Annotated in this window: 15 protein-coding genes and 1 rRNA gene; 9 read left to right on the forward strand and 7 right to left on the reverse strand. The window is 47.9% G+C overall.

All coding sequences use genetic code 11. The features are described from left to right. Positions 1–4: 4 nt before the first annotated feature. The 6 genes from mnmG to rpmH all read right to left on the reverse strand — a co-directional run bounded on the left by mnmG (position 5) and on the right by rpmH (position 6041). Positions 5–1894, reverse strand: a complete 1890-nt coding sequence (gene mnmG, locus AC0YN0_RS21195) for a tRNA uridine-5-carboxymethylaminomethyl(34) synthesis enzyme MnmG (RefSeq protein WP_475823024.1) — start codon at positions 1892–1894, stop codon at positions 5–7. A gap of 9 nt (positions 1895–1903) precedes the next feature. Further along, positions 1904–3283, reverse strand: coding sequence for a tRNA uridine-5-carboxymethylaminomethyl(34) synthesis GTPase MnmE (gene mnmE, locus AC0YN0_RS21200; RefSeq protein ID WP_475823025.1), 1380 nt, complete (start codon positions 3281–3283; stop codon positions 1904–1906). A 99-nt stretch (positions 3284–3382) separates the two neighbouring features. Next, the gene (jag, locus tag AC0YN0_RS21205) at positions 3383–4003 is read right to left on the reverse strand and encodes an RNA-binding cell elongation regulator Jag/EloR (RefSeq protein WP_337103834.1); all 621 of its coding nucleotides are present in this window, start codon (positions 4001–4003) and stop codon (positions 3383–3385) included. Beyond that, positions 4000–4794 (reverse strand): YidC/Oxa1 family membrane protein insertase, encoded by a 795-nt coding sequence (locus tag AC0YN0_RS21210; protein WP_337103833.1) that lies wholly within the window; start codon positions 4792–4794, stop codon positions 4000–4002. The genes jag and AC0YN0_RS21210 overlap by 4 nt, the downstream gene beginning before the upstream one ends. 365 nt (positions 4795–5159) lie before the next feature. Then, on the reverse strand, positions 5160–5531 hold the full coding sequence (gene rnpA, locus AC0YN0_RS21215) for a ribonuclease P protein component (RefSeq protein WP_337103832.1): 372 nt from the start codon (positions 5529–5531) through the stop codon (positions 5160–5162). A 375-nt stretch (positions 5532–5906) separates the two neighbouring features. After that, the gene (gene rpmH / locus AC0YN0_RS21220) at positions 5907–6041 is read right to left on the reverse strand and encodes a 50S ribosomal protein L34 (protein ID WP_307204190.1); all 135 of its coding nucleotides are present in this window, start codon (positions 6039–6041) and stop codon (positions 5907–5909) included. Positions 6042–6605: 564 nt separating this feature from the next. On the opposite strand from rpmH, the gene dnaA reads away from it, so the two are divergent. The 6 genes from dnaA (at position 6606) to gyrB (ending at position 12942) form a co-directional block, all read left to right on the forward strand. Continuing rightward, positions 6606–7958 (forward strand): chromosomal replication initiator protein DnaA, encoded by a 1353-nt coding sequence (gene dnaA, locus AC0YN0_RS21225; protein WP_475823026.1) that lies wholly within the window; start codon positions 6606–6608, stop codon positions 7956–7958. A gap of 218 nt (positions 7959–8176) precedes the next feature. Beyond that, on the forward strand, positions 8177–9319 hold the full coding sequence (gene dnaN / locus AC0YN0_RS21230; protein WP_442049866.1) for a DNA polymerase III subunit beta: 1143 nt from the start codon (positions 8177–8179) through the stop codon (positions 9317–9319). A 40-nt stretch (positions 9320–9359) separates the two neighbouring features. Then, complete coding sequence (gene yaaA, locus AC0YN0_RS21235; protein ID WP_337103829.1) at positions 9360–9575, forward strand: S4 domain-containing protein YaaA; 216 nt, start codon at positions 9360–9362, stop codon at positions 9573–9575. Positions 9576–9602: 27 nt separating this feature from the next. Further along, positions 9603–10712 (forward strand): DNA replication/repair protein RecF, encoded by a 1110-nt coding sequence (gene recF, locus AC0YN0_RS21240; RefSeq protein WP_442049867.1) that lies wholly within the window; start codon positions 9603–9605, stop codon positions 10710–10712. 27 nt (positions 10713–10739) lie between these two features. After that, positions 10740–10991 (forward strand): extracellular matrix regulator RemB, encoded by a 252-nt coding sequence (gene remB, locus AC0YN0_RS21245; RefSeq protein ID WP_012772007.1) that lies wholly within the window; start codon positions 10740–10742, stop codon positions 10989–10991. A 40-nt stretch (positions 10992–11031) separates the two neighbouring features. Beyond that, positions 11032–12942: a DNA topoisomerase (ATP-hydrolyzing) subunit B gene (gyrB, locus tag AC0YN0_RS21250; protein WP_442049868.1), complete on the forward strand. Its 1911-nt coding sequence runs from the start codon at positions 11032–11034 to the stop codon at positions 12940–12942. A 137-nt stretch (positions 12943–13079) separates the two neighbouring features. On the opposite strand, the gene AC0YN0_RS21255 is transcribed toward gyrB, so the two are convergent. Continuing rightward, entirely contained in the window at positions 13080–13838 is a 759-nt protein-coding gene (locus AC0YN0_RS21255; protein WP_475823027.1) for a YheC/YheD family protein, read from the reverse strand. 326 nt (positions 13839–14164) lie between these two features. Between AC0YN0_RS21255 and gyrA the strand changes: the two genes are divergently transcribed. The 3 genes from gyrA to AC0YN0_RS21270 all read left to right on the forward strand — a co-directional run. Further along, positions 14165–16648, forward strand: a complete 2484-nt coding sequence (gene gyrA, locus AC0YN0_RS21260; RefSeq protein WP_475823028.1) for a DNA gyrase subunit A — start codon at positions 14165–14167, stop codon at positions 16646–16648. 52 nt (positions 16649–16700) lie between these two features. Further along, positions 16701–17774 carry an HD-GYP domain-containing protein gene (locus AC0YN0_RS21265; RefSeq protein ID WP_475823029.1) on the forward strand — a complete coding sequence of 358 codons (1074 nt, stop codon included), beginning with the start codon at positions 16701–16703 and terminating at the stop codon, positions 17772–17774. A gap of 342 nt (positions 17775–18116) precedes the next feature. Then, positions 18117–18224: ribosomal RNA gene (locus AC0YN0_RS21270) — 16S ribosomal RNA — on the forward strand; the annotation flags it as partial.

The raw sequence follows: 18224 nt of genomic DNA on the forward strand, positions 1-18224 counted from the left end.
TTAACTATCCTCTCGCCGCTATTACGCGGTTATAATGCTCAAGATATACAAGCAAGATAGAGATATCCGCTGGCGTTACGCCGGCAATCCTCGAAGCCTGCCCAATAGACAGTGGACGAATAACAGCCAGCTTTTGCTTCGCCTCGGAAGCAAGACCATGAACCTGGCTATATTCGATATCATCCGGGATACGTTTCTTCTCCATTTTATTAAGACGCTCTACTTGAATCAGCTGCTTCTCGATATATCCAGCATATTTAATTTGGATCTCAACTTGCTCTTTCATTTCTTCCGTCAATTCATGTTCCGATGAAGGTACAACCGATTCCACCATTGCATACGTGATTTCAGGTCTTCTTAACAGCGACAACGCATCGGCACCATTCGTCATTGGAGTAGACCCAGCAGCCGTCAGCATCTCAAGCACATCGTCCGGTTTCACTTTCGTCGATTTCAACCGTTCAATCTCAAGCTCAACCAGCTCTTTCTTGCGAAGGAACTTGGCATACCGCTCTTCTGAAATAAGGCCGATCTCATGACCGATAGGCGTAAGACGAAGATCCGCATTATCGTGGCGAAGCAACAAGCGATATTCGGCACGAGACGTCAGCAATCGATAAGGATCATTCGTCCCTTTCGTCACGAGATCATCGATCATAACACCGATATAACCTTGCGAACGATCAATAATTACAGGTTCTTTGCCTTGTACTTTGCGCGCCGCATTAATGCCCGCAATGATCCCTTGTCCTGCTGCTTCTTCATAACCGGAAGTTCCGTTGATTTGTCCAGCTGTGAATAACCCATCAACGACCTTTGTCTCCAGGGACGGCCAAAGCTGTGTCGGTACTACCGCATCGTATTCAATCGCATAACCGTTACGCATCATCTCAACATTTTCCAATCCTGGGATTGAACGTAAAATGCCTAGTTGCACATCCTCAGGCATACTCGTGGATAACCCTTGAACGTAATATTCCGACGTATGCATTCCTTCCGGTTCAAGGAAAATTTGATGCTTTGGCTTATCTGCAAATCGTACGATTTTATCTTCGATGGATGGGCAATAACGCGGCCCAGTGCCTTCGATCGCACCTGAGAACATCGGCGCGCGGTGTAAGTTATCGTTGATAATCTTATGCGTTGCTTCAGAAGTGTACGTCAGCCAACAAGGCAACTGCTCGTTATCCGACGACTCCGTCTCATGGGAGAAGAACTTCGGCGATTCGTCGCCTGGCTGTATCTCCGTTTTCGAGAAATCGATCGTATCCTTATGAACGCGCGGCGGCGTACCCGTCTTGAAGCGGACGAGCTCGAACCCGTGCTCCTTCAGACTCGCGGACAGCCTTACGGAAGGCTGCTGGTTGTTCGGGCCGCTCTCATACATAAGCTCTCCCATAATGATTTTGCCGCGTAAGTACGTTCCTGTTGTAACGATAACAGCGCGTGCACGATACTCAGCGCCTGTCTTCGTTGTAATGCCGACAATTTTGCCGTCTTCGACAATAATCTCCTCTGCCATCCCTTGTCTCAGCGTCAGATTATCGGTCTCTTCAATCGTCTTCTTCATCGTATGCTGATAATCGAATTTATCCGCTTGCGCACGCAGCGCATGAACAGCCGGCCCTTTGCCCGTATTCAGCATCCGCATTTGAATAAACGTTTTGTCGATATTACGTCCCATCTCGCCGCCCAATGCATCAATCTCGCGCACGACATGGCCTTTCGCCGGTCCGCCGATAGACGGATTGCACGGCATGAATGCGACCATATCCAGGTTAATCGTTAAGAGCAGCGTATTGCAGCCCATCCTTGCCGAAGCAAGCGCTGACTCGCAACCCGCGTGACCAGCTCCAATAACGATAACGTCAAATTCACCAGCTAAATAACCCATTATTTATCCCTACTTCCCTAAACAGAACTGTGAAAAGATTTGATCAATTAATGAATCGCCTACTTCGTCGCCAAGAATCTCGCCAAGCGACTCCCAGGCTGACCGCACATCAATCTGTATAACATCTATTGGAATTCCCATATTCGACGCCTCAATGGCATCGACGAGCGATTGATTCGCGCGCTTCAGCAAAGAAATATGCCGAACATTGCTTACATATGTCAGATCATTCGCTTCAAGCTGCCCTTCAAAAAACATTTCGCTAATCGCCCGCTCCAATCGATCGAGTCCACGCTCTTCAAGCACCGACATTCGTACGATCGAATCGGCCGAAACGAACTGCTCCACCACCTCAATTTCTAATTGATGCGGCAAGTCAGTCTTATTCAGGATAACAATGACAGAACGACCAGCTAATTGCTCCAATAATTCGCGATCACCGGGCTGCAAAGGTTCATTATAATTCAGAACGAGCAAGATCAGCTCCGCTTCTTCCAGCGCCGAGCGCGAACGCTCAACACCAATCTTCTCGACGACATCCTCCGTATCGCGAATACCCGCCGTATCGAGCAAGCGAAGCGGAATGCCGTTTAACGTAACGAATTGCTCGATCACATCACGAGTCGTACCCGGTATATCGGTGACAATCGCCTTGTTCTCTTGCGTCAGTACGTTCATGAGCGACGACTTTCCGACATTCGGACGTCCAACGATAGCGGTCAATATACCTTCTCGTAATATTTTGCCTTCGTTTGCCGTTTTTAACAACTTTCCGATTGACTCTATCGCAGAACCGCATTGCTCTCGTATATAAGCGCTCGTTAAATCTTCAACATCATGCTCGGGGTAATCAATATTAACCTCTATATGGGCTAGCAGCTCGATAACCGTTTGCCTAAGCGCCTTAATCTGCTTCGACAGTGCACCCTCAGCCTGCTTCCTTGCTACCGAGAAAGCCCGATCCGACTTCGAACGAATTAGGTCGATAACCGCCTCGGCCTGCATCAGATCAATGCGTCCGTTCAGGAACGCCCGCTTCGTGAACTCCCCCGGCTCCGCCGTACGGAAACCATCCAGCTGCAGCACAACATCAAGCACCTGTTTAACCGCTACTACGCCGCCGTGTGCATTGATCTCCACGACATCCTCAGCCGTGAAGGAGCGCGGCCCGCGCATGACGGTCACAAGCACCTCTTCCACTTGTTCACCTGTTGCAGGATCAATAATATGTCCGTAGTTGACCGTATGCGACTGCACATCGTTCAAGCTTGTTTTGGATTGAAAAATGGAAGCCGTACCGCTTATCGCATCGGGCCCGCTTATCCTTATAATCGCAATGCCGCCCTCTCCGACTGCCGTCGAAATAGCCGCAATCGTATCCAATATCACCTTTAAGTCAGCACCTCTCAAATGGAAAAACAGCAATGACCATAGGAGCCATTGCTGCGTACCGTATCTAAATATCTATTTGTTGCCTGCCTACTAGCATTACCTAAGCGAGATCACGACTCTCCGATTCGGCTCGTCGCCCTTGCTATAGGTCTTCACCCGTGGATGGTTCTGCAATTGCGAATGAATGACTTTGCGCTCATGCGGAGACATCGGCTCAAGCACAACTTCCTTCTTGGTCCGAATGACTCTGCCCGCAAGGCGCTCCGACAGCTCTTCCAGCGTTTTGCGCCGGCGCTCGCGAAAATCCTCTGCATCAAGGACGATTCGAAGATGACTATCCGAATAACGATTAGCCACAATGTTAACCAAGTACTGTAACGCATCCAACGTTTGTCCGCGACGCCCAATCAGCATACCAAGGTCTCCGCTGCCCGTAACGGCCAGCCTCGTCCCTTCTCTCGTTTGCTTACGATCGATGCTTACTTGCAGCCCCATTGTTCCGGCAATCTCCAGAAGAAACTTCTCAGCTTCTTCCGTGGCATCCGGAATCAATTCAAGCTCAACTTTCGCTTCCTTTGCGCCAAACAATCCGAACAACCCTTTGGTGGGCTGTTCAAGCACAACCTTCTTCACGCGGTCTTCAGTCACTTGCAATTGTGTCAAACCATTACGCACAGCATCGTCTATCGTCTTTCCTGATGCAACGATTTTCTTCATTTCGCGAGGGCCCCCTTACCCTTGTCAGATGAACGCACGTATAGGAAGTAGTTTTGAACGATTGTATAGATGTTGCTATATACCCAGTACAGCGGAAGCGCCGACGGGAAGTTGATTGCCATAACGAAGATTAATACAGGGAAGATCGTGAGCATCATGCCCATACCCGGCATCGTTTGCGTTTGCTGCTTCTGCATCATTTTCGACTGAATGAATGTCGTTGCGGCAGCGAGTAATGGAAGCAGGTAATACGTCCATCCGCCATCATTAGCACTCTTGCCTAACTCAAACCACAAAAACGTATGCTCGCGAATATCCGGGTTTTTGTAGATCGAATTGTAGAGCGCGATGAAAACCGGCATTTGCACAATTAGCGGCAAGCAGCCCGCCATCGGATTGACCTGATTCTGCTGGAACAGCTTCATCGTTTCTTCTTGCTGTTTTTGCGGGTTATCCTTATGCTTCTTCTTAATTTCAGCCATCTGAGGCTGAATCGCCTGCATCGCCTTCGAGCTTCGATATTGCTTAAGTGTCAGCGGAAGGATTAACGTTCTTACAATAATCGTTAGTAGCAATATAGCTAGACCGTACGAATCGCCGAACCACTTGGCAAACGTATCGAGCGTGATTGCGAAGTAATAAACGACGTTTTTCTCCCAAAAATTGCCCTTCAATAAATCAGCCGTTTCCGTCGTCTGATTCGTAGGAGCTCCACAGCCTGCAAGCACACCCATAACAAGGACGAGCCCCAATACTAGAAGCCATTTGCGTTTTGAATTCCGAAACAACATGAAAACTCCTCTCTAAGAGCCATTGCCCAAGGCGTAAACGGCTGAAGCCAATGTTTGGCGTCTAAAGCAACGTTTCGCAGTGAAATATAGGTGAAGTATAACGAGAAAAACGTATACTTACCTATACATAAACAAATAGTCAACTCCCCTAATACTGAATAAGAAGCGTTAGGGTTTCAACTATATGACTATAACTTGATAAGCACAGCAAGCCAACGTCGTTTGACAATTGAATTAGCAGCTTTACGACAGGCTCGTCAATCTAGACTATACCATAATTTATGGGACAAAGAAACAAGCAGCATCAAGGTGCATGCGCTTTCTTAACGACTTTGAATGAACGTCCATTTTCAACCGAAAACAGGCTATTCCTTGCGCTTAACAGGCGGTTGGCCCAAACTCTTCAGCAGCCCTGCCTTCTTAAGCACATGAAGCACCGATTTCTCCATTTCCTTCATCTTCATGACCGTCGCCGGCTTCCTGACGATAAGAATAAGATCCGTCTTCGGGGCTATCCGATCAGCCTGGTGGCGCACGATCTCCTTAACCATCCGCCGCATCCGATTGCGCATGACTGCATTTCCGATTTTTTTGCTCGCCGAAACACCGAGGCGGAAAGGATCCGCGTCCGGCTGTTTAGACCAATATACGACAAATTGTCCATTTGCGAATGATTTGCCGCCTCGATAGATCCGGCTGAAATCCCCGCGGTTACGCAGACGCAACTTTCTATGCACGACTTATGGCCACCGTTCTTTCATTTCTTCTAATAAGTATAGCCTGAGACGAAGCGACTCAGTCCTCCTATATAGAGGACATTGCGTTTCGTGAAAAATATAGGGCTTGTATAAACAAAGTTATACTTACCTATATTTCAAGCGTAAACGACCTACACCAACATTTGGTGGTGTAGTACCGTTTCGCGATGAAATATAAGCCTGATTATAAGTGCAAACTTATAAATTCTTATATTTGGAGACGTAACCACCTACACCGACATTTGGCGGTGAAGTACCGTTTCTTCATGAAATATCTCAGTCCTCTTTATTAAGGAATAAGAAATTCATTAGGAAAATACAAAAAAAAGAAGACCACCGGACGTGGTCTTCTGCTTATGCGCTCAGTACTTTTCTTCCTCTTTGACGACGCGCTGCCAAAACTTTACGTCCGTTTTTCGAGCTCATACGTTTGCGGAAGCCGTGCACTTTGCTGCGTTTGCTTACATTCGGTTTAAATGTAGGTCTCATCGTTCTGCACCTCCTATATTACATATATCAATGTGTCAGTTATAACTTCTTCTCTGTTTAAAAAACACCTTTTTAATTAAACCATGTGGGCGGTCAAAAGTCAATGTACCTCGCCGATGCAAAATACAGGAATAAGCATTATCCGATTTTTATTGTGGATAACGTATGAAATGCGGCTCATTCTAGAAAACTAATAACATGTGCACAATTTTTCTCGATCGGTAACGAACTTTGTCGAAATGATAACAAGATATAAACAATATGTAGTGTTGTAGATAACTTCTATGCACAAGCAGTTGAGAATGTGGATAAAATCAGCGAATTCGTTGAAATATAAGGGATCTTTTGCTATGATTATTATGTTTTTGATGTGGATTACATCGTAGAAGCCTCATATTTATCAACAACCTGTGGATAACATTGTGAACAAAATCATCCCCTATTTATAACTCAGTTTCTTCATCTACGTCATAATGTGGATGCTTTCGTTATAAATCCCTGATTTTCGACAACGTTTAGCTTAACCGCGCCGACTTAGGCGAGTTGAATAAGGAGTGACAGTCTGTGGACAGCCATACCTATGATTTATGGCAGCAAGTGTTGTCAATCATCCAGACCAAATTAAGCAAGCCGAGCTTTGACACCTGGTTCAAAGCGACGAAGGCTTCTTTTGTCGATGATTCCATACTTGAAGTAACCGCCCCGACAACATTTGCTGTCGAATGGCTGGAGAATCGCTATACGAAGCTCATCAGAACGACACTGTTTGAATTTTTGGGCAGACAGGTGGACGTTCAATTTGCAATTGAAGAGCAGCGCAGCGCAGAACCGATCATTTCGCTTCCGCCGAAAACCGTGCAGACACCGGTTGCGCAAGAAGAAACGCATAGCCATATGCTTAACCCAAAATATACGTTTGATACATTCGTAATCGGAGCCAACAACCGGTTCGCCCATGCGGCATCGCTCGCCGTCGCTGAAGCGCCGGCCAAGGCGTACAATCCGTTGTTTCTTTATGGTGGTGTCGGACTCGGCAAGACGCACTTAATGCACGCGATCGGCCACTACATCATGGACCATAATCCGAATACGAAGGTTCTCTATATATCATCCGAGAAGTTCACGAACGAGTTCATTAACGCCATTCGTGACAATCGCGGCGAGAGCTTCCGTACGAAGTACCGCAATATCGACGTATTGCTCGTCGATGATATTCAGTTTCTAGCAGGCAAGGAGCAAACGCAGGAGGAGTTCTTCCATACCTTCAATGCGCTGCATGAAGAAAGAAAGCAGATCGTCATTTCTAGTGACCGTCCGCCGAAAGAAATTCCAACGCTCGAAGAACGGTTGCGTTCACGGTTCGAATGGGGGCTTATTACCGACATTCAACCGCCTGATCTCGAAACGCGAATCGCCATTCTGCGCAAGAAAGCGAAAGCTGAGAATCTTGATATTCCGAACGAAGCGATGGTGTATATCGCCAACCAGATCGATACGAATATTCGGGAACTTGAGGGGGCGCTTATCCGCGTTGTCGCCTATTCATCCTTGATCAACGCCGATATTACGTCGCATCTGGCAGCCGAAGCGCTGAAGGATATTATTCCATCAAGCCGACCGCGGATGATCACGATGCAGGACATTCAGGCTAAGGTCGGAGAGTTCTACGGACTGCGCCTGGAGGAATTCAAAGCCCGCAAGCGTACGAAAGCCGTTGCCTATCCGCGCCAAATCGCGATGTACCTGTCACGCGAGCTTACCGACTTCTCATTGCCGAAGATCGGCGAGGCGTTCGGCGGCCGCGACCATACGACAGTCATCCATGCGCACGAGAAAATTTCGCAGCAGCTTAAAGTGGATCAGGATCTTACGAAGATCATTCAGAATTTAACCGAAAAAATCAAAAATCATATGTGAACAACCAAGCAAGCCTATGCACACGCTATGCACATGTGGATAGGCTTGCTTTATCGGTTTTCCGCAGGGTTATCCACATATTCAGTGCCCCTACTACTACGTCTACTAAAAATCTTTAATAAACATCATCAAATATAGACGGCTAACGCCGCCTGTTGAAAGCCCGTCAAAACCCAATTTCGCATCGCTCAATCTATATAAACGCTAGGAGTGTAATCATGAAACTAACGATCTCAAAAAATGAATTGAACGACGCTATCCAACAGGTTGCCAAAGCAGCGTCCTCTCGCCCTACAATTCCGATTCTTGGCGGTATCAAGATTGAAGTTACGCACCAAGGCGTAACATTAACAGCGAGTGATACCGATATCTCCATCCAAAGCTTCATACCTGTTGAAAGAGATCAATTCGTTATTTCACATGTGGATAAACCGGGCAATGTCGTATTGCCTGCCAAATTTTTTGTGGAAATCGTTAAGAAGCTCCCATCGGACCAGGTCAGCATCGAAGTCGGCGCTCATTACCAAACGATCATTCGTTCAGGCGCTACCGAAATTCAAATGGTTGGACTTGATCCAGAAGAGTTCCCGGTGCTGCCATCCATTGAGCAAAATGAAATATTCCAAATGCCTGGCGATTTATTAAAAGCGATGATTCGCCAATCCGTGCTAGCTGCATCGACAAGCGAACAAACGCCGATTTTGACGGGTGTCTTGTGGAATCTGAACGAAGGCGAGCTCAAGTTCGTCGCAACTGACCGTCATCGTCTTGCGAGCCGTACTGCGAAAGTCGATACGCATCCGGATTACCGTTTCAACAACATCGTAATTTCCGCGAAAACGCTCGTGGAACTGTCGAAGCTTGTTCCCGAGCAGAATATGCTCGTCGATATCGTTGTCGCCGACAATCAAGTGCTGTTCAAGATCGGCAACGTGTTGTTCTATTCGCGTATATTGGACGGGACTTATCCCGACACTTCTAAAATTATTCCGCAAGTGTTCAAAACAGAACTTGTTCTTGATACAAAAAACGTGATGGACGCGATCGATCGCGCTTATTTGATGTCGCGTGAGGAAAAAACGAACATCGTCCGCCTTATGACGCTTGAGGATGGCAGCATCGAAATTTCGTCGAGCTCAACTGAGCTTGGCCGTGTAACGGAGCAGCTTGAGGCGAAGCAGTTCAATGGCGAACCGCTGCGTATCGCGTTCAACTCCAAATATATGCTCGACGTGCTTAAAGTTATCGACAGCGAGCAATTGTTCATCGGCTTCACCGGAGCGATGAGCCCAATCATTATTCGTCCGCTTGACCATGAGTACAGCATGTACGTCATTTTGCCGTATCGTACAACTGGCTAGGTAGAGAAATCACTAGCGAAGAAGGGAATGAGACATTAGGGTGAAGGAAATCTCCATTCAAACCGAATACATCGCGCTTGGACAATTTCTGAAGCTGTCGGATTGTATATCCACAGGTGGACAAGCAAAATTTTTTCTGCAGGAAACGGCTGTTCACATTAATGGCGAAGCGGATAACAGACGTGGACGGAAACTTTATGCCGGCGATCGCGTAGAAGTGGAAGGATGCGGCGTCTTTACGGTTGTTAGGAGCTAATGCATCAACGGACCGGGAGGACGAAGCGTGTTTCTAACGAGCATACAACTGCAAAATTATCGCAATTACGGTCAGCTTGACCTGCAAACGCCGAATAAGGTGAATATATTTCTTGGGCCTAACGCCCAAGGCAAGACGAATCTGCTTGAAGCTATATTCGTGCTGGCGCTGTCGAAGTCGCATCGTACGTCGAAGGATAAGGAGCTGATCGGCTGGGAAGCCGATTCCGCTCGCCTAAGCTGCGAGGTAGATAAACGCTACGGCTCAGTCAAGCTTGATCTCGCATTCACGCAGCAAGGAAAGAAGGCACGGATTAACGGTTTGGAGCAGCGCAAGCTGAGCGATTTCATCGGTTCGGTGAATGTCGTCATGTTCGCGCCTGAGGATCTCGAAATTGTAAAAGGTACGCCGGGGGTACGAAGACGGTTTCTCGATATGGAAATCGGACAAGTGCAGCCCGGTTATTTGCATACGCTCCAGCAGTACGGCAAAGTGCTTCAGCAGCGCAACAATTACTTGAAGACGGCAGGCCCCGGCAGCGTTAATCAGACGATGCTTGACGTGTGGAATATGCAGCTTGCGGAGCATGGTGTTAAAATCATGAAAAAAAGGAAACACTTTATACATAAATTACAAGTGTTCGCCGAGCAAATTCATGCAGGCATTACAGGCGGCGCAGAGCAGCTCACGATCGAATATTGCCCCTCCTTCGACACCGACGCGCTTCAAGATGAATCTGTTTTATTTGATCAATTTATGATAAAGTTAACACAGGTGAAAGATCAGGAGATTCGCAGAGGCGTGACTTTGGCGGGACCGCACCGCGACGATTTGACGTTTTTTATTAACGGCAAGGAAGCGCAAACCTATGGCTCGCAAGGCCAACAGCGAACGACGGCCTTATCTTTAAAATTGGCAGAAATCGAGCTCATTAACGAGGAAATCGGTGAATATCCGCTATTGCTCCTCGATGACGTCTTATCCGAACTCGACCAAAATCGGCAGACGCAGCTCATCGAAACGTTTCAGAGCAAAGTGCAAACGTTTATAACGACGACCGGACTTGAAAGCGTGAATTTATCCAAGCTTCAAGATGCCGGCATCTACCATGTGCAAGAGGGCCGAGTGACGAGATAAGGCGCTATTAGAGGAGAGGTGGACGTTATGTATATCCATTTGGGCGGCGAGAAAATTATCCGGGCTGCGGAATTAGTAGCCATTTTTGATATTTCGATCGAGCAATCCTCCAAGTTGTCCAAGCAATTCGTTGCGGGAGCACGGAAGCGGAAGGATGTCGAGACGATTGGCGAGGAAGAGCCGAAATCAATCGTCGTGACGAAGCAAAAGATTTATTATTCGCCCATATCATCCTCTACGTTGAAGAAACGAGCACATCATTTTGCGGCGAACGGGTAAGGCGATCAGGAAGAGCAGTTGAGAGGAGCAGTGAACTTGCATGTCTTTGGAACAACATACGTATGACGAGAGTCAGATACAGGTCCTGGAGGGTTTAGAGGCAGTACGCAAACGTCCCGGGATGTACATCGGCTCCACAAGCAGCAAAGGTCTTCATCATCTTGTTTGGGAAGTTGTCGATAACAGTATCGACGAGGCTCTTGCAGGCTACTGTAACCGAATCGAAGTTATCGTTCACGAGAATAATAGCATCACCGTCATTGATAACGGCCGCGGCATTCCGGTAGGCGAGAATACGAAGCTGAAGAAATCGACGCTTGAGGTCGTTATGACCGTTCTGCATGCGGGCGGCAAGTTCGGCGGCGAAGGCTATAAAGTATCCGGCGGTCTCCATGGCGTTGGCGTATCGGTCGTTAATGCTCTGTCGGAGCTCGTAGTCGTTCAAGTTAAACTTCACGGCAAAGTGTACCAGCAGGAGTACCGCAAGGGCGCTCCGCAATATGACGTCAAGATCGTCGGAGAGTCCACGGAGACAGGCACGCAAGTAACGTTCCAGCCCGATCCTGAAATATTTACAGATACGACAGTCTATGATTACGAGATCCTGCAATCGCGTATCCGCGAGCTGGCTTTCTTGAATAAAGGCATCCAAATCGTATTGACCGACGAGCGTACTGGCGTATCTAATACGTTCAAGAATGACGGCGGTATTATCGAGTTTGTTGAGTATTTGAACCGTAACCGCGAGGTGCTCCACGAGAAACCGATTTATGTGGAGGGCTCGAAGGATTATATACAGGTTGAAGTAGCGCTGCAGTATAACGACAGCTACGCTGAGAATATTTATTCGTTCGCCAATAACATCAACACGCATGAGGGCGGTACGCATGAATCCGGCTTTAAGAGTGCGCTCACGCGTATTATTAACGATTACGCCCGTAAGACGAACCTGATTAAAGATAATGACTCGAACTTCTCGGGCGATGACGTTCGGGAAGGCTTGACTGCGATTATTTCGGTTAAGATTCCCGAGCCGCAGTTCGAAGGACAGACGAAGACGAAGCTCGGCAACAGCGAGGTTCGCGGTATCGTTGAATCGTTCTTCGCCGAGAAGCTGCAAGAGTTTCTTGAGGAGAATCCTTCCGTATCGCGCAAAATCGTCGAGAAGGGGCTACAAGCTGCCCGCGCCCGTGAAGCTGCGCGCAAAGCGCGCGAGCTGACTCGCCGCAAGAGCGCGCTTGAGGTCGGTTCATTGCCGGGTAAGCTGGCTGACTGCTCATCCAAGGACGCTTCGATCAGCGAATTGTATATTGTCGAAGGCGACTCCGCCGGCGGATCGGCTAAGCAAGGACGTGATCGTCACTTCCAGGCTATCTTGCCGCTTCGCGGTAAGATTCTGAACGTTGAGAAGGCGCGTCTGGATCGGATTCTCGGCAATGCTGAGATTCGGGCTATTATTACCGCGCTTGGAACTGGCATAAGTGATGACTTCGATCTCGCGAAGGCTCGTTATCACAAAATCATCATCATGACGGACGCCGACGTCGATGGCGCGCACATTCGTACGCTCATGCTGACATTCTTCTATCGCTACATGCGGGAGATTATCGAAGCAGGTTATATTTACATCGCTCAACCGCCATTGTTCAAGGTTGAACGGAATAAAGTCATTCGTTACGCGCAGACCGAGAAGGAGCGAGACCAAATTATTGCCGAGTTCGGTGAAGGCGTAAAGGTTAACGTACAGCGCTACAAAGGTTTGGGCGAGATGAATGCGACGCAGCTATGGGAAACGACGATGGATCCGGAGAGCCGTACGATGCTCCAGGTTACGATCGACGATGCGATGGAGGCGGATATCGTCTTCGATACGCTTATGGGTGATAACGTTGAACCGCGTCGCGACTTCATCCAAAAGTACGCGAAATATGTGAAAAACTTAGACTTCTAGCATTTCCGGACATTCGGGCATAGGCTAGCAAGTTCATAAATAATAAGCAGCCATCTGTAAGTGGACTGCGCCTCCAATGTTAGTCGTTCTAACAAAGGGGGCGCAGTTCACCGTGAGAGGCTGCTTATTCCTTTTATTCAGCTCTTGTAGCGACCGTAGGCTACCGCATAACGATACATTTTGTGAAACACATTCTGGTCGGAGAGCTTACGGAAGATTTGCAGATCGGGCCGCGTATTAACCTCAAGAATCCAAGGGTGAAGTTTATGATCGATAGCGATATCGACGCCGATTTCCTTCAAATTCGGATAGGCGGCGACTAATTGATTCGCAATCGTAATGCTAAGCTTTTGGAGTCTGTTTTTGTAGATCGTGATTTGCTGAGAGCTGGCATGGTCAGACATTAAGGAATCGATCGGCATCGGAGTTCCTCCGCTGTGATAATTGGTTACGATTTTGGCTGGATGGGCGAGGCGCCCGATAATACCCGTCGCTTCCCATTCGCCGCGCAAGTTTTTTTGGACCATGACCCGAATATCGAAGCGCCGCTTTTGGTGACGGAGCAGATGAATGCCTTTTTGGACAATATATTTGCGATTTTTCTTCTGCTTCAGCAGCATTTTGTAGAGAGCTTCAAAGCTTGCATAGTGGTGGATGACTGTGTCCTGCTGATACTTATAGCTGCGGTTCGAGTCAGTCGTGCGTTCGACACGTATAACTCCTTTGCCAAACGTACCGTTAATGGGCTTCACATAAATCATGCCGTACTCATTAAGCATCCGGTAGACGGTCTCGCGGCTGAACAGCTTCGTAAGCGGGATATATTGGCGTAAATAGTCGGATTTGAGCAAGACGAGCGTTTTGGCCCATTTGCTGTTAACGCGCTGAATGGTCAACGTCCGTATCTCCTTTCACAGATTCGGTATTTTTCCAAAAGTGTATATCGATGATCTCCTCGAGCCGGAGAAGAAGATCGATGATATAAAAATCGCTTCTTCGTTTCCAATGAGGCAGGAGACAGACTTTGGAATGAGTGGTATAATGAAGTTTGGGTCTGTTTATTTTATGGTGATTTTTAGCATCTGGAGAGCGGTAATTAACCTATTTTTATGAGCATTTTCTCTATTTGCGCTTATAGGGTTTAGCAGCCCTCTATTTGTGAAAGTAATATAATGGTTATGTTGATTAGGACTAGCTATAGATGACGTCAGGGAGGTAAATCATGGCGGAAGAACAACGATTGTCAGTTAAGGATCGGGATATCGGTACGGAGATGCGGGATTCATTCATGGATTATGCGATGAGTATCATCGTTAGCCGTGCTCTTCCCGATGTAAGGGATGGACTTAAGCCTGTGCATCGCCGTATTTTGTTCGCGATGTCTGAGCTTGGCATGTCGCCGGACAAGCCGCATAAGAAATCAGCGAGAATCGTAGGCGAGGTTATCGGTAAGTACCATCCGCACGGCGACTCTGCTGTTTATGAATCAATGGTCCGGATGGCTCAAGATTTCTCTATGCGTTATATGCTCGTCGACGGTCACGGCAACTTTGGTTCCATTGACGGCGACATGGCAGCTGCGATGCGATATACCGAAGCAAGGCTGTCCAAGATTGCGATGGAGCTGTTGCGCGATATTAACAAAGAAACGATCGACTTCGTACCGAACTACGATGGTGAAGAGAAAGAGCCGGTCGTATTGCCAGCTCGTTACCCGAACCTTCTTGTCAACGGGGTTACCGGTATTGCGGTAGGTATGGCAACGAACATCCCGCCTCATAACTTGAACGAGGTCATCGATGGCGTGCAAGCATTGATTCGCAACCCGGATATTACGCCGGTCGAATTGATGGAATTTATAAAAGGCCCGGATTTCCCGACGGCTGGTTTCGTTATGGGTTATCAAGGTATCCGTCAGGCTTATCTGACAGGACGCGGTTCCGTTACCATGCGTGCTCGGGCAACGATAGAAGAGAACGGCAACAAGGCACGTATTATTGTTCATGAACTTCCTTACCAAGTTATTAAAGCGCGTCTTGTCGAGAAGATCGCCGAGCTTGTCCGCGAGAAGAAGATAGAGGGCATTACCGATCTCCGCGATGAGTCCGATCGGAACGGTATGAGGGTCGTCATTGAGCTTCGCCGTGACGTTAACCCAAGCGTTGTATTGAACAATCTATACAAACAGACGCAACTGCAAACGAACTTCGGCATTAATATGCTGGCGCTCGTTAATGGAGAGCCTCGCACGCTTAATATACGCGAAATGCTTTATCACTACCTCCAGCATCAGATCGAAGTTATTCGTCGCCGTACAGAGTTCGATCTGAAGAAAGCAGAGGCGCGCGCTCACATTTTGGAGGGCTTGCGTATCGCGCTTGACCACCTGGATGAAGTCATTGCTTTGATCCGCAGCTCGCGCACGACGGACGAAGCACGCGAAGGATTAATTTCGCGCTTCTCGCTGAGCTTAGAGCAAGCACAAGCGATTCTGGATATGCGTTTGCAACGTCTGACTGGCTTGGAACGCGAGAAAATCGAAGCGGAATACGCGGAATTGCAGCGCAAGATTGCTGAGTTCAAAGCGATTCTGGCCGATGAGCAACTCGTATTGGACATCATTAGCACGGAGCTTGCGGAATTGAAGGATAGATTCGGCGATGAGCGCCGCACCGAGATTACGGCAAGCGACGATGAAATATTGGACGAGGATCTCATTCCTCGCGAGGATGTTATTATCTCGATTACACATACAGGCTACATTAAGCGTCTGCCTGTAACGACTTACCGCAGCCAGAAACGGGGCGGCAAGGGCGTAGTCGGCATGGATACGAAGGAGCATGACTTCGTTGAGCATCTATTCGTCTCGAACACGCATCATTATTTGCTGTTCTTCACGAACAAAGGGAAAGTTTATAAGCTGAAGGCTTATGAAATTCCTGATCTCAGCCGAACGGCTCGCGGAACGCCGATTATTAACTTGATTCAGATCGAACAAGGCGAGACGGTCAACGCCGTTATCCCGGTTCAAGATTTCGATCCGGATCATTATCTGTTCTTCGCTACAAGGCAAGGTGTCGTTAAGAAAACGCCGCTCGATGATTATATTAATATCCGCCGCGTTGGCTTGATTGCAATCTCGCTTCGTGAGGATGATGACTTAATCGGAGTGAAGCTGACTGACGGCAACCAGGAGATCATTATGGGTACGGCCCAAGGGATGTCCATTCGCTTCTCTGAGCAGGATGTCCGTTCGATGGGACGTTCCGCAACAGGCGTGAAAGGGATTGCGCTCGATGATGATGATACGGTTATCGATATGGACGTCATCGTTCCGGAGAAGGACGTATTGATCGTAACCTCCAAAGGTTACGGCAAGCGTACGCCGGTTAGCGATTATCGGAGTCAGAACCGCGGCGGCAAAGGCATCAAGACGCTTAACGTTACCGATAAGAACGGTCCGATCGTATCGCTCAAAGTTGTTGAGAACGATGAGGATCTTATGATTATGACGGCTCTGGGAACATTGATTCGTACGAGCATGGAAGGCATCTCGACGATGGGTCGTAATACGCAGGGCGTTAAGCTCATCAATACGCGTGATGACGATACGGTAGCAACCGTAACTAGAGTCGCTCGCAGCGAAGAGAATGACAGCCTTGAAGACGGCGAAGAAGAGAATGAAGGCGAAACGCCGGTCGAATAATTTCAGACAGTAACATGCAGAAGCAGTATAAGCATAGGGGAGGGGACAGTAGATGGCAGCGGTAAATGTATCTCAGTTGAAGCTGGGAGATAAAATCGGAGAAGATGTCCTCACCCCGTTAGGCGGAGTTTTGTTCCAAAAGGGCAAAGTCATTACGCCGAAGGAACTTGAGATCTTGCACGCATTTCTAGTAACGTCAGTTGCTGTAGATTACGGAACAATCACTTCGAAGGCCAAAGAGGACACGCAAGAGGAACCTCGAGCGGAGGGAGCTGCAAAGCAGGAGGTTTCTCCCCTTCATAGTGAATACGAGAAGATGCTGACGCTATTGAGAAAAGTATTTGCATCGTATGTGACGGGCGAAGGTTTACCCATCATGGATATACGGTCTCAGCTCGAGAAGCTTCTGCTGCATGTTCAAGACTACAAAATATTAACCTTCATGCCTCGTCAATTCAACGAGCGTGATTATTTGCTTCATAATAGCATTACCTCAGCCATGACTTCGTACCTGATCGCGCAGTGGACGGGGTTCGCGCAAAAGGATTGGATGCAGATTGCGCTCGCAGGCTTGCTGCACGATATTGGCAACATCCGTATCGATAAGGCGATCTTGAACAAGCCTAATGCGTTGTCAGGGGAAGAGAAGGAAGAGATGAAGCGCCATACGGTGCTCGGCTATCAGTTGCTTAAGAGCGTAGCAGCTCTCAACGAGGGTGCTAAGCTGACTGCCTTGCAGCATCACGAGAAGGTTGACGGTTCCGGTTACCCACTCGGTATTGACGCAACAAAAATCCATCCCTATGCCAAAATAGTGAGTATAGCGGACATCTTCCATGCAATGACGCTTAACAAATCTTATCGCAAAGCGGCTTCGCCATATCTCGTATTGGAGCAAATCCAGGAGGATGCGTTCGGTAAGCTGGACCCTGGTTATGTAACGATCTTCGTGAATAAGGTGACGCAATTCCACAACGGTACGGTTGTGAAGCTTAGTGATGGACGGATAGGCGAGATTGTATTCTCTGATGCCAAGCATCCTACGAGGCCTTGGGTATCGATCGGCGGGGTCATCGTTAACTTGACCGTTGAACGACATCTTCATATTAACGAAGTATTGAAATAGGTAATACGCATACGAGCCTTGCTGCAGCATACAGATGATCGCATCGTCTAAGCTGCAGCAAGGCTCGTTTTTGTTTGTTGAAGAGTAATGAATAATAAGGAATATAACAGCTGAATGGTGTAGATAAATCGCAGCAATAATAAAAATGAAATTAAATCAAAAAAGTGCTTGCAATGCTATAGGCGTCTGTGATATATTATCTAAGTCGCCGCTGAAACACACGGCCGACACGGAAGACAAATGATTGTTCTTTGAAAACTGAACAACGAGCGAAACTGCCAGTTAAGAAGCTTCGGCTTCTAAACTAAAAGCAATAAAAAGTTTTTGAGCAAGTCAAACACCTTTATGGAGAGTTTGATCCTGGCTCAGGACGAACGCTGGCGGCGTGCCTAATACATGCAAGTCGAGCGGAGTTATTCCTTCGGGGATAACTTAGCGGCGGACGGGTGA

The organism is Paenibacillus sp. J22P218, assembly GCF_056269195.1.

What these genes read in the sequence shown, in the direction of transcription:
- rpmH (WP_307204190.1), bottom strand. Translation starts at nt 6,041, where the DNA reads ATGAGACCTACATTTAAACCGAATGTAAGCAAACGCAGCAAAGTGCAC.
- gyrB (WP_442049868.1), top strand. Translation starts at nt 11,032, where the DNA reads ATGTCTTTGGAACAACATACGTATGACGAGAGTCAGATACAGGTCCTG.
- dnaN (WP_442049866.1), top strand. Translation starts at nt 8,177, where the DNA reads ATGAAACTAACGATCTCAAAAAATGAATTGAACGACGCTATCCAACAG.
- gyrA (WP_475823028.1), top strand. Translation starts at nt 14,165, where the DNA reads ATGGCGGAAGAACAACGATTGTCAGTTAAGGATCGGGATATCGGTACG.
- remB (WP_012772007.1), top strand. Translation starts at nt 10,740, where the DNA reads ATGTATATCCATTTGGGCGGCGAGAAAATTATCCGGGCTGCGGAATTA.
- AC0YN0_RS21210 (WP_337103833.1), bottom strand. Translation starts at nt 4,794, where the DNA reads ATGTTGTTTCGGAATTCAAAACGCAAATGGCTTCTAGTATTGGGGCTC.
- jag (WP_337103834.1), bottom strand. Translation starts at nt 4,003, where the DNA reads ATGAAGAAAATCGTTGCATCAGGAAAGACGATAGACGATGCTGTGCGT.
- mnmG (WP_475823024.1), bottom strand. Translation starts at nt 1,894, where the DNA reads ATGGGTTATTTAGCTGGTGAATTTGACGTTATCGTTATTGGAGCTGGT.
- AC0YN0_RS21265 (WP_475823029.1), top strand. Translation starts at nt 16,701, where the DNA reads ATGGCAGCGGTAAATGTATCTCAGTTGAAGCTGGGAGATAAAATCGGA.